This window comes from Streptomyces sp. CB02009, assembly GCF_001905825.1.
In the GTDB taxonomy this organism is placed as follows: domain Bacteria; phylum Actinomycetota; class Actinomycetes; order Streptomycetales; family Streptomycetaceae; genus Streptomyces.
On record NZ_LIVV01000002.1, the window covers coordinates 407,353 to 419,142 of the forward strand.

Annotated in this window: 10 protein-coding genes; 5 read left to right on the forward strand and 5 right to left on the reverse strand. The window is 75.4% G+C overall.

The features are described from left to right. Positions 1 to 22: 22 nt before the first annotated feature. Positions 23 to 715, reverse strand: a complete 693-nt coding sequence (locus tag AMK27_RS09225; protein ID WP_073904614.1) for a hypothetical protein — start codon at positions 713 to 715, stop codon at positions 23 to 25. A 199-nt stretch (positions 716 to 914) separates the two neighbouring features. Here AMK27_RS09225 and AMK27_RS09230 point away from each other — a divergent pair, with 199 nt between their 5' ends. After that, positions 915 to 2,138 (forward strand): MFS transporter, encoded by a 1,224-nt coding sequence (locus AMK27_RS09230; RefSeq protein ID WP_073904616.1) that lies wholly within the window; start codon positions 915 to 917, stop codon positions 2,136 to 2,138. Positions 2,139 to 2,175: 37 nt separating this feature from the next. Next, a complete protein-coding gene (locus tag AMK27_RS09235; protein ID WP_241847398.1) occupies positions 2,176 to 3,516 on the forward strand; it encodes a sugar ABC transporter permease in 1,341 nt (446 codons plus the stop codon). On the opposite strand, the gene AMK27_RS09240 is transcribed toward AMK27_RS09235, so the two are convergent. Continuing rightward, positions 3,503 to 4,684 (reverse strand): acyl-CoA dehydrogenase family protein, encoded by a 1,182-nt coding sequence (locus AMK27_RS09240; protein WP_073904618.1) that lies wholly within the window; start codon positions 4,682 to 4,684, stop codon positions 3,503 to 3,505. The two genes, AMK27_RS09235 and AMK27_RS09240, sit on opposite strands and share 14 nt — an antisense overlap. A 144-nt stretch (positions 4,685 to 4,828) precedes the next feature. Between AMK27_RS09240 and AMK27_RS09245 the strand changes: the two genes are divergently transcribed. Next, positions 4,829 to 6,667, forward strand: a complete 1,839-nt coding sequence (locus AMK27_RS09245; RefSeq protein WP_073904620.1) for a CoA transferase — start codon at positions 4,829 to 4,831, stop codon at positions 6,665 to 6,667. Next, the gene (locus AMK27_RS09250; RefSeq protein ID WP_073904622.1) at positions 6,664 to 8,322 is read left to right on the forward strand and encodes a class I adenylate-forming enzyme family protein; all 1,659 of its coding nucleotides are present in this window, start codon (positions 6,664 to 6,666) and stop codon (positions 8,320 to 8,322) included. Before AMK27_RS09245 ends, AMK27_RS09250 begins: the two co-directional genes overlap by 4 nt. Before the next feature lie 165 nt (positions 8,323 to 8,487). Here the strand turns inward: AMK27_RS09250 and AMK27_RS09255 are convergent, their stop codons facing one another. Genes AMK27_RS09255 through AMK27_RS09265 form a run of 3 tightly spaced genes read right to left on the reverse strand, consistent with a single transcriptional unit; the run spans position 8,488 to position 10,756 of the window. Then, positions 8,488 to 9,297 carry a metal ABC transporter solute-binding protein, Zn/Mn family gene (locus tag AMK27_RS09255; RefSeq protein WP_073904624.1) on the reverse strand — a complete coding sequence of 270 codons (810 nt, stop codon included), beginning with the start codon at positions 9,295 to 9,297 and terminating at the stop codon, positions 8,488 to 8,490. Beyond that, positions 9,246 to 10,124 (reverse strand): metal ABC transporter permease, encoded by an 879-nt coding sequence (locus AMK27_RS09260; protein WP_073904626.1) that lies wholly within the window; start codon positions 10,122 to 10,124, stop codon positions 9,246 to 9,248. The genes AMK27_RS09255 and AMK27_RS09260 overlap by 52 nt, the downstream gene beginning before the upstream one ends. Beyond that, positions 10,121 to 10,756 (reverse strand): metal ABC transporter ATP-binding protein, encoded by a 636-nt coding sequence (locus AMK27_RS09265; protein WP_073904628.1) that lies wholly within the window; start codon positions 10,754 to 10,756, stop codon positions 10,121 to 10,123. Before AMK27_RS09265 ends, AMK27_RS09260 begins: the two co-directional genes overlap by 4 nt. Positions 10,757 to 10,895: 139 nt before the next feature. Between AMK27_RS09265 and AMK27_RS09270 the strand changes: the two genes are divergently transcribed. Beyond that, positions 10,896 to 11,651 carry a DJ-1/PfpI family protein gene (locus AMK27_RS09270; protein ID WP_073904630.1) on the forward strand — a complete coding sequence of 252 codons (756 nt, stop codon included), beginning with the start codon at positions 10,896 to 10,898 and terminating at the stop codon, positions 11,649 to 11,651. Positions 11,652 to 11,790 lie beyond the last annotated feature (139 nt).

Here is an 11,790-nt window from a genome sequence, read left to right on the forward strand (position 1 = left end):
GTCGAGCTCGGGGAGCCGGCTGTCAGAGGACAGCGAGTGCCTGGGGTGGACCTCGGGAGATGAGCGAATGGGCGAGGAGGAGCCGGCGCGGAGTCCGCTCGTCACCGGCTCGCACCGGCCGGAACCGGGGACGGTTCCGTACGACGGGGGCGAAGGACGCGAGCAGCGGACGCAGCGGGCGGAAGAGCCGGAGCGACGTGGCGAGCAGCAGGCGGAACGCGGCCTGCTCGCCGAACGCCATCCACAGGCCGCTCAGGAGCGCGGCCAGGAGGTGGGCCGACAGCATTCCTAAGGACGAGGACACATCCGTCATGTCGTGCCCGGCCGGAGCCTGGGACAGCATGCCGGCGGACGCGGTCATGTCCCCGTGACCCATGTCCCCGTGACCCATGGCGGCGTTCGCCATGTGCCCGTGCGCCGCGTGGACGTCGTTCATGGACCGGGTCGCCGCCGGCACGGCCGGCGTCTGGGACCACGAGAAGGCCGTGTGGAGCGCGCTCTGCACGACCACGCTCGCCGTGGTGACGGCCAGGAGACCGCGCTCGCGGCCCGCGAGGAACCAAGTGGCGGACACGGTGGCGGCGAAGGCGACGGCGAGAGTCCAAGCGGGCACGCCCTGGCCCGACATGAGGATGTGGCCGGTGGCAGCGAGCAGCACGCAGACGGCCGCGAACATCGCGGCCCGGACCCCTCGCGAACATCGGCCTGGTGTCATGGCGCGCCCATCCTTGCACCCTCCCGGGGGAACGAGAGCGGGAACGGCCGTCCCTCGGCCGCCCCCACGACCTGTCGGGACATGAGTACGCGACTGTGACGGGTCCCACAAGAGCGCCGCGGGAACTTCCGGCGCCCCCGCCACGACTCCTCGAAGGCGACGGCGTTCGGCCCGAGCGCCGAACGGGGGAGGGGACGCGGTGACGAGCGCGGGTACGTCGGCGGAGGCACCCGCCGACACCGGAGCGGGACCGGTCCGCGGGCTGACCGCGCTCCTCACGACGGCCATGGCGTTCTCGATGATGCAGCTCTTCCTGCTCGGTGCGCTGGGTCCGCGCCTCGTCGACCGACTCGGTGTCACGGAGACCGTGTTGGGGCTGACCACCACGGTCGGCTTCGGCGCGGCGGCCGTCCTCTCGCCCGTCGGCGGCCGTCTGGTCGACCGGGTCGGCCCGCGCAGGGCGCTGGTGGCCCTGCTCGCCCTCTCGGCGGTGGCCTTGGGCCTGATCGGCTCCGCGCCCGGCCCCGGTCTGCTGCTGGTGGCCGTCGCGCTCGGCGGGCTGCCCCAGGCGCTCGCCAACCCGGCGACGAACAAGGCGATCCTGGCGTCCGTACCGGCGCCGAGGCGGGGCGCGGTCACCGGCACCAAGCAGTCCGGTGTCCAACTCGGCGCCTTCGTCGCCGGGTTGCCGCTCGCCGTGGCCGCCGGCGTGATCGGCTGGCGGGGTGCCGTCTGGGTGGCCGCCGCGGCAGCGCTCGGCGCGGCCCTGTGGGCCTGGCGGGCCCTGCCGGTCGACGTGTCACCGCCGGCCGTGCGAGCCGCCGGTGGCCCGGCACCGTCCCGCCGCGGTGGTCCCGTGCCCTGGCTGGCCGCCTTCTCGCTCTTCCTCGGCGCGGGGATCGCCTCCGTCAACACCTACCTGGCCCTCTTCGGGGCGCAACGCCTCGGCATGGGGCCGACGGTGGCGGGCGCGCTGGTCGCCGTCCTCGGCCTCGCCGGCATCGGCGGCCGGGTCGGCTGGTCCCGTGCCGCCACGCCCGACCGGGCTCCGTGGCTGCCGGCCCTGCTCGCGGCCGGGGCGGTGGGAGCGGCCGTGCTCCTGACCGCCGCCGTCCACGTCGAGCCGCTGGTGTGGGCGGCTGCCGTGGCCGTCGGCGTGTTCGCCGTGTCCGGCAACGCGGTGTCGATGGTCCTCGTCATGCAGCGCTCCGCGCCCGGCCGGGCCGGGCAGGACTCCGCCCTGGTCGCCGCCGGCTTCTTCGCGGGGTTCGCGGTGGGCCCGCCCCTGTTCGGACTCCTCGCGGAGCGCGGGCGGTACGGGGAGGGCTGGACGCTGGTAGCGGCGGAGTTCGCCGTCGCGGGGGCGGTCGCGCTGGCCTGGGCGGTCCGGGACCGCCGGACACGCGCGGGAGGTTCGCGGTGACGGCCACGGGTCGCCGCTGCCGGGCGGGGAGTTCGCGGTGACGGCCACGGGGTCGCCGCTGCCGGGCGGGGAGTTCGCGGTGACGGCGACGACGTCGCCGGACCCCGGCGGGAGGTCGGCGGTGACTGTCACCGGGTCGCGGGACGCGCGTGACCGGCCCCCGGCGATGGCCACGGGGTCGCCAGAGGCGGGCGACCGGTCCGCGGTGACCGTCACGGGGTCAACAGTCCCCGGTGCGAGCCCGGCTGCGACCGTCACCGGATCGCCGACCGCGCGTGACCGCCCCACGCTGACGGCCACGGACTGGGCCCACGAAGCCCTCGGACTCGTCCTGGAGCGCGTGGGGGAGACCGCTGAGCAGGTCGGTGACCGCTTCCCCCTGTACGCCGATCCGGTCGACGGCCGCTGGACGACCACAGGGCGCGGATCATGGACGGGAGGCTTCTGGGCGGGTCTTCTGTGGCTCCGGGCCGCCCGCACCGGGAGCGCCGACGACCGTGCGGCGGCCGCCGCCGTCACCGGCCGGCTCGCCCCCTGGGCCGGGGCGGACACCGCGACCCGCGGCCTCATCCTCTGGTACGGCACGGCCCTGGCCACCCGGGACGCGACGACGCGAGCCCTTCGGGAGCGGGCGGCGAAGGCCGCCGTCGGCGCCTTTGACCCGGAACTCGGCCTCGTCCCCTGGGGCTCGGCCCTCGGCGGCGAACGGCTCCGGGCCCGTACGGACGGCGTCCCCGGTCTCGTACCCCTGCTGGCCTCGGCCGGACCCGAGGGGCGGGAGGCGGCCGCCAGGCACCTGCACCGCCATCTGGACCTGTGCCTGCCCCGCGGCGGCACCGGGCGCCCCGCTCCGGCCTGGCGCCTGGACCGGACGCGCGGCTGGCTGGCCGAGGACGATCCCGCACCCGGCTGGAGCCGGGGCGAGGCGTGGCTCCTCCTGGCCGTCGCGGACGCCCTGCTGCGCGCGGACACCCCCACCTGGCGCGCGGACCGGCTGACCGCGGCGGCCGAACTCCTCCTCGGCGACTGCGCGACGCTCGGCGGACCCCTGGTTCCGCCGACGGACGCCCGCCATCCGGACGGCCCGGTCGACACCTCGGCCGCCGCCATCACCGCGGTCGCCCTCCTGAAGCTGGCGCTCGCCCCCGGAGCCGTACGGCCGACGGCGTGCGCGGCCCGGGCGCGGGCCGTCCTGCACCGGCTCGCGCACGACCACCTCACCCGGCCGGGCGGGACCCGGCCGGCCGGGATGCTCCTCGACGGCTGCTACGACGCGCCCGGCGGCACGGCCGTCCGCCACGAACTCGTCTGGGGCGACTTCTTCCTGGCCCTCGGCCTCGCGGCGCTCCTCGGGCGGGCCGACCTCAGGCGGGTGTGACGGCGGAGCCCCGACGGCTCCGCAGGACGCGCCGGGCGACGGAGGAGACGTGCTGCTCGTCCGGCCCGTCGAGGATCCGGGCCGTCCGCCCCGTACGGAACAGCGCGGGCAGCGGCGTGTCCGGGCCGAGCCCGGCAGCGCCGAACACCTGGACGGCCCGGTCGGCGACGTCCTGGAGGGCTCGGGCCGCCGCCGTCTTCGCGAGCCCCACCTCCACCTGGGCGTCGCGGCCGTCCGCGACCAGCGCCATCGCCTCGTGCACGAGCGGGCGGGCGGTCCGTAGCGCCAACAGGGCCTCGAAGACGTGCTGTTGGACGAGCTGCCGGTCCGCGAGCGGACTCCGGCCGCCCCGGCGTTCGGTGGCGCGGTCGCAGAGCAGGTCGAAGGCCCGCTGGGCCTGGCCCAGCCAGCGCAACGCCCGCAGGGTGCGCCCCAGTTGGAGACGCTCACCCGCGACCGCCAGGCCCTGCCCGAGCTCGCCGACGAGGTGGTCCTCGGCGACCTCGACACCGTCGAAGTCGATCTCGTACTGCCCGGTCGCGCCCAGGATCGGCAGCTCGCGCACGACCCGGAAGCCGGGCGAGCCGGTCGGCACGAGGAGGAGGGAGAGCCCGCCGCGGTCCCCCGTCGATCCGCTCGTGCGGGCGAGCACGGTCACCAGGTCCGCGTGCCCCGCGTTCGACACGAACCACTTCCGGCCGGTCACGCGCCAGCCGCCGCCCGGCAGCCGCTCCGCCCGGGTCGCCGTCAGCGCCGGCTCCGTCCCGGGCGTGTCCGGCTCGGTCATCGCGTAACAGGTGCGGAGCCCGCCGGAGACCAGACCCGGGAGGTACGACGCGCGCACCCGGGTCGAGCCGTGCCGGGCCAGCATCGTCACGTCCAGGAGCGAGGCCGACCCGAGCGCCACCGGGCCGTGGTCGCTCGCGCCCTCCGCCTCGGCGATCGACGCGTACGCCTCCAAGGACAGGCCGCCGCCGCCGAGTTCGGCCGGCAGGGGAAGCGCCCACAGGCCGGCCCTCCGGGCCTCCTCGCGCAACCGCTCGCGCAGGTCCCCGGCGGTCGGCCCGCCGGCGTCGAGCACCTGCTCCACGGGGAACACGCGGTCACGGACGAACGCGGCGACCCGCTTCCGCAGCAGATCGACATCCGGTACGTCATGATCCGTCACTGTTTCCTCCGTCTCGGGAACTCGGCAGAACACGCGTCCGACTGCCTGCCCGTGGAAGAGGTCGGGCCCACCGCCCCCCGAGTTCCCGAGACCGTGACAGTCCCCGCGCGACGGCCATCACCGCCGCGCCAGGAGAGGAGAGGCATGGCGTCATCGCCGACCGCGCACACCGCGGTCCGCCGCCCGCTCGACACCGCCCGCCCGCTCGACGCACTGCGGTGCGACATCGGCGGCCCCGAGCCCCTGACCCGGGTCGTCTCCGACCACCTGCGACGACTCGGGGCGACGGTGAAGGACGCCGACTCGGGTCACATCACCCTGGACGGAGCGGAGTTCGCGCCCGTCGCGGCCCGTACCTCCTGGGGGACCGAGGGCTCCGGGATCGAGGACGAGGCCACCGCCCAGGCCGTCACCGGGGTCATGGCCGTCCACGGCCGCCGCCACGGCACCCCGCGCGGCCTCGCCGTCGACTACCTGGCCACCGCCACCGGGGTGCTCACCGTCCAGGGCCTGCTCGCGGGGCTCGTCGGGCAGGCCCGGGGCGGCCCGGCGGCCCCCGCGCGGACGACCACGGCCGACCGGACCGGACTGCTCACCGTCTCCCAGTACCTCGCGGCAGCCGGTGCCGACGAACCGGAAGCCGTCGAACCCGCGCCGGGAGGACCCCCGTTCACCTCCTCCGACGGCGTCCTGTTCGAACTGGAGGCGCTCGACCCGGGAGCCTGGGCGGCGTTCTGGCGCACCCTGGAGGCCCCCGCCGACGCGATACGGGCAGGCTGGCGCCCGTTCCAGTTCCGGTACGCCACCGCCTGCGCGCCCTTCCCCGTCGACCTGCACGAGGTGACCCGCCGCCACCCGTGGGCAGGGATCCGGCAGGCCGCCGCGCGGTCCGGGGCCGAGGTGTGCCGACTGCGGACGCTCGCCGAGCGCGCCGCCGAGGACGACGGCGCCGACCCCTGGTCCCTGCGCGCACTCGGCCCGGCCCGGGCGGCGACCCGGGCCGGAAGCACGGCCACGGCTCCCCGGGCGACCGCGGCCGGCACCTCCGCCCCGGCCCCCACGGCGGACCTGCCGCTGGCCGGACTGACCGTCCTGGAGGCGGGCCGCCGCATCCAGGCACCGCTCGCCGCCCACCTCCTCGGCCTGCTCGGGGCCCGCGTGATCCGGATCGAACCCCCGGGCGGTGACCCGCTCCGGGGCATGCCGCCGGCCTGCGACGGGATCTCCGCCCGCTGGCTCGCGCTCAACCGGGGCAAGGAGGCCGTCGAGATCGACATCAAGGCGCCCGGCGACCGGACGCGACTGCGTGAACTCGTCGCCGACGCCGACGTGTTCCTGCACAACTGGGCTCCGGGCAAGGCGGCGGAGCTCCAGCTCGACGCCGCCCACCTCGCCGCCGTGAACCCGTCCCTCGTGTACGCGTACACCGGCGGCTGGGCCGACCGGATCGACGACGCCCCCATGGGCACCGACTTCATGGTGCAGGCCCGCACCGGCGTGGGGGAGGCCGCCCACCCGACCGGCGAACCGCCCGTGCCCTCCCTCATGACGCTCCTCGACGTCCTCGGCGGCCTGCACGGCACCGAGGCCGTCCTCGCGGGCCTGCTCCTGCGGTGGCGCACGGGCCACGGCGTACGGGTCGAGTCCTCCCTGCTCGGCGCGGCCGACAGCCTCCTCGCCCCGGCCCTGCGACGGGCCGCCACCGGGGCCGACCCCCGTCGCCCCGCCGGGTTCCGGCACCCGCTCAGGACCTCCGACGGCTGGATCGCGCCGAGCGACGGCAGCGCGGCCGCCGCCGCGGCGTACGACGTCACGGGGATCTGCACCGAGGACGCGCTCGACCAGCTGCGCGGCCACGGCCTGACCGCCACGGCCGTCACCACCGACCTGTCCGCCCTTCACCACGACCCGCGCCTGTCCGGCCCGATCGGCCGGGACGCGCACGGAGCCCCCGCCGTTCCCGACCCCTGGAGCCTCGCGTGACCGTCACCCTGACCGACCTGCTCCCCGCCGACCTCCGCCGTTCCTGGGCGGTGGACGGCATCTGCCCCGACCTCGACGTCTACAGCCTCTACCGGGCCAGACAGATCGCCGACCTGCACCGCACCGCCGTGATCGACGCCAAGGGCACCCTCTGTTACACGGCCCTCGACCGCAAGGTCCGATCCCTCGCCGAGGGCCTCCGAGGCCTCGGCGTCGGCACCGGGGACGTTGTGGGCGTCCAACTGCCCAACCACCGCAACGCCGTCATCGCCGACCTGGCACTCGCCGCCCTGGGCGCGATCGCCCTCCCCTTCCCGGTCGGGCGCGGCGCGGTGGAGGCCGAATGCCTGCTGCGCCGCGCGGAGGCCGTCGCGGTCATCGCCGCCGTGGAACACCGCGGACAGACCCACGCCGCCGACCTCCAGAGCCTCGCCCCGGCCCTGCCGGCCCTGCGGCACGTCATCGCCGCCGGCCGCGGCCCCGCACCCGACGGAACGATTCCGCTGTCCCAGCTGCTGCGCACCGACCCGGCCCGTTTCGTCCCGGCCCACCCCGACCCCGACAGCGCCGCCCGCATCCTCGTCTCGTCCGGTTCCGAGGCCGAGCCGAAGATGGTGGCGTACTCCCACAACGCCCTGGCCGGAGGACGCGGCAACTTCCTCGCCTCCCTCATGCCCGACGACACCCCGCCCCGGTGCCTCTTCCTGGTTCCCCTGGCCTCGGCCTTCGGCTCCAACGGCACGGCCGTCGCCCTCGCCCGCCACGGCGGCACCCTCGTCCTGCTCGACCACTTCACTCCCGAGGCCGCGCTCGCCGCGGTACGGGACCACCGGCCCACCCACATCCTGGGCGTCCCCACCATGATCCGCATGATGCTGGAGGCCCTGGAGCGGACGGACGAACCCCTGCCCGCCCCGACCGCGCTCGTCCTCGGCGGCGCGCCCCTCGACGAGGCGACCGCAGAGGCGGCGGCCGACGCCTTCGGCTGTCCCGTCGTCAACCTGTACGGATCGGCCGACGGCGTCAACTGCCACACCGGGCTCCAGCACACCGTGCCGCCCACCGACCGCTCGGGCGTCGTCGCCGGCCGCCCCGACCCCCGGGTCGCCGAGATCCGCATCACCGACCCCGACACCCACGAGCCGCTGCCGGAAGGACGGATCGGCGAGATCGTCTCCCGCGGCCCCATGACCCCGCTCTGCTACGTGGCCTCACCCGAGCTCGACGCGCGCTACCGCACACCCGAGGGCTGGGTCAGGACCGGTGACCTCGGATTCCTCGACGCCGACGGCGTGCTGCACGTCGCCGGCCGCCTCAAGGACGTGGTGATACGCGGCGGCGCCAACATCAGCCCCGCCGAGGTCGAGCGCGAACTCGTCTCCCACCCGCAGGTCCGGGACGCGGTCTGCGTCGGCGTGCCCGACCCGCTCATGGGCGAGCGGCTCGCCGCCTGCGTGGTCGCCAAGGGCCCGGCGGCCCCGTCGCTCGCCGACCTCGGGACGTACCTGGCCGAGCGCGGACTCGACCGGCACAAGCACCCCGAGCACCTCCTGGTCCTGCCCGAACTGCCGCTCACCGCCGCCGGAAAGCCGGACCGCGCCGCGCTGCGGAACCGGATCGCGGAGGACCGGGAGTCCGTACTCGTCGAGGCGTGACGAGCGGGGTTCCGCCCGGCGGATCGGGCGGATCCCCGCGGCTGATCCGCCGGACGAACGGAAGGGGGAGGGCCGCACCGCGACCCTCCCCCTCCTGGTCCCACGGTGCGGAGCCGTCCGCGCGATCAGGAACCGCTCAACTCCCATGGGAACAGCTGACATTGGTCAGGAACCGCTCATGGCCTTCTTCAACTCGGCGGCCGCGTTGCGGTACACCGCAAGGAGATCCAGGTCCTCTCCCGGGTAGTTGACCACCGTGACCTGCTTCGCGCCCGAGTCCGGGAGCACCGTGCCGGTCGACATGTGCGCGTTGTCGAGGACGAAGGCGGGCTTCTTCGCCGACAGCGAGGCCAACTGGGCGGGGGTCACCGGCTCGGGGCCGTACGTGCCCGCCGGCGTGGCACCCGCGAGACCGGCCGCCCAGGCCGTGAAGACCTGGGAGACGACCGTCGGGCTCTTGCCGTCCGGCCAGGCGGCCTTGAGCTCGCCGTTCAGCTTCGTGACCTCTGCGTCGAGACGGGTCTTCCACTGCGCGGCGGCGTCCTTCGTGCCGAACAGGCCGCCGAGGCGGGTGACTTCGGCTCCGGCCTTGGCCGGGTCGTTGTCGAGGTTCACCTCGACGAGCCTGGCCTTCGAGCCGGCCGCCTCCTTGATCTTCGCCGCGTACGGCTCGAACGGCGCGTACAGCACGAAGTCCGCCTTCGCGACGGCCGCCAGGTCGGAGGGCTTCGGGTCGTAGTCCGGGGCGTGGTGCACGGACTGCGGCACGATCACCGTGACGTCCTCGGCCCCGGCGGCCTTGGCGAAGGCGCCCTCCCAGGTGGTCGTCGCGACGACCACCGGCTTGTCACCCGCCTCCTTGGTGCCGGTGCCGGAGGCCGGCTTGTCCTCCCCGCACCCCGCGAGCAGGGGCAGCGCCGCGCTCAGTGCGACGAGGGAAGCGAGACGGGCGGTACGGACGCGGGTGCGCGCCATGAGCTGATTCTCCGTTCGGGGATGAGATGCACGGCGAGGACGACAACCCCCGCCGTCAGGACGAGGACCGGACCCGGAGGCCAGTCCAGCCACAGGGCCAGCAGGAAGCCCGTGACGTTGACCGCGATGCCGATGCCGACCGCCCACAGCGTGATCGACCCCAGCGAGCGGCCCAGCCGGCGTGCCGCGAGCGCGGGCAGCAGCGTCAGCGCGTCGACCAGGAGCGCCCCGGTCAGCTTGATCGCGCCGGCGACGGCGACCGCGACCAGGACGAGAAGTGCTGTGGTGAGGAAGCGGACCGGCACGCCCGAGCACTGGGCGAGCTCGCGGTCGTACAGCAGCAGCGCCACCTCGCGGCGCCGCCACCAGAACAGTCCGGGGACGACCACGGCGAGCGCGCCGAGGACCACGAGGTCCGGCGTGCCGACCGAGAGGATCGACCCCCAGAGCAGCGCGAAGGCCCCCGAGGCGTTGACGCCGGAGACGGCGAGGAGGAGCAGCGCGGCGGCGATGGCGAGGCTCATCAGCAGACCCATCGCGCCCGAGAGCCCCGCCGGGGTGCGGGCCAGCGGTGCGACGCCCGCCCCCGACAACGCGCAGGCCACCATGGCGCACACCATCGGGTCGATGCCGGTCAGCAGTCCGACCGCGATGCCGAGCAGCGCCACGTGCATCATCGCGAACCGCACCGGCATGATGTCCAGGCCCACGATGACGACGCCGATCACCGGCAGGCCTATGGCCGCCAGGAGCAGCGCCACCCCCGCCCGTTGGACCGGTACGAGCTGGAGCACGGCGCCGAGATCGGCCGCCGCGAGCGCGCTCACCGCACCTCCCGCAGCCGGCCCGCGGCCATCTCCAGGACCCGGTCGCACCGGTCGGCCAGTGCCCGGTCGTGGGTCACGACGACGAGCGTGACGGGCAGCGCGGTCAGGACGTCGGCGGCCTCCTCCTGCCCCTCGAAGTCGAGGGCGGCGGTCGGCTCGTCGGCGAGCAGCACCTGGGCGCCCGCCGCGACACAGCCGATGGCCCGCGCCAGGTACATGCGCTGCAACTGCCCACCGGACAAGGTGCCCACGGGGCGCGAGGCCAGTGCGCCGACTCCGAGCCGCCCGGCCGCCGAGGCCGCTTCGTCGGGCGCACCGCTGCTCGCGAGCAGCTCGTCGCCCCGAAGGGGGAACCGTCCGGCGGCGGGCTTCTGCGGGATCCAGGCGCAGGACCGGCGCCGCCACGCCCACTCGGCGGCCGAGCGCGCGACGCGCCCGCCGACCTCGATGGAGCCGCTCGTCCGCTGGTGCATTCCGAGGACCGCGCGCAGCAGCGTCGTCTTCCCGGACCCGTTCGTCCCCGTCAGGGCGACCCGCTCGCCGGCGGCGATCTCCAGGTCCACGCCCACCACGGCCTCGGCGCGGCCGTGCCGACAGCCGACCCCGCGCATGCGTATGTCCAGTCCGCCCATCCCGTGCCTCTCGCCGCTTCCGTGCCGGTGCGGTGGAGGAGTCGTACGGCGAAGCCGCCGAGTTCCCGGCCCGGAGGGGGAACCCCACGGGAGCCCGCCTCGACCTCCTCCCCGGCATCCCTCCCGAGTCAGGAGCCCCATGAACCGCAGGCAGTTGCTCCGCGCGACAACGGCGCTCGGCACGACGGCAGTCGGCACGACGGCGCTCGGCACGACGGCAGTCGGCGCCACGAGCGCGCCGGCAGCCGCGTCGACCACCCAAACGCCTACCGCCGGCCAGACCGTCCCGCTGCGCGTCCACCTGGTGATGTTCGACGGAGTCGAGGAACTGGACTTCGCCGCCCCGTACGAGGTCTTCTCGGCGGCGGGGTACTTCACCCCGCGCCCGGTCGAGGTCCGCTACGTGTCGGCGACCGGAGCCCGTTCGGTCACCGCCGCGTACGGCACGGAGGTCAGGGGCCTGCACCGCTGGGCCCCAGACGAAGCGGACGTCCTCGTCGTCCCCGGCGGCGGCTACGCCCGCCGTGACAGCCCCGGGGTATGGGCGGAGATCGACCGGGGCACCCTGCCCCGCGCCCTCGCGGCGGCCTCCGCCGGCCCCGGCCCCGTCCTCGCGGCCCTGTGCACCGGGGTCATGCTGCTCTCCGCCGCCGGCCTCACCCGCGACCGCCCCTGCACCACGCACCACAACGCCAAGGCCGATCTCGCACGACAGGGCGGCCTGGTGAAGAACGCACGGGTCGTCGACGACGGCGACCTCGTGACGGCGGGAGGCATCACGTCGGGCCTCGAACTCGCCCTCTGGATCACCCGCCGCGAACTGGGCGCCGACACGACGACCGCCCTGGAGACGATGCTGGAGTACGAGTCCCGGGGCACGGTGTGGTCGCCGTGACCGACAACACGAGATAACCACTGACCGAGCTCCCGGCGATCTCGTACGCGGTCATGAGGCGCAGGCAGACCACCGGGCCGCGCGACGGTGAACCGTGCTGATGCCCGCGCCCGCCGCCGGCGGATCGTAGAAGACACAG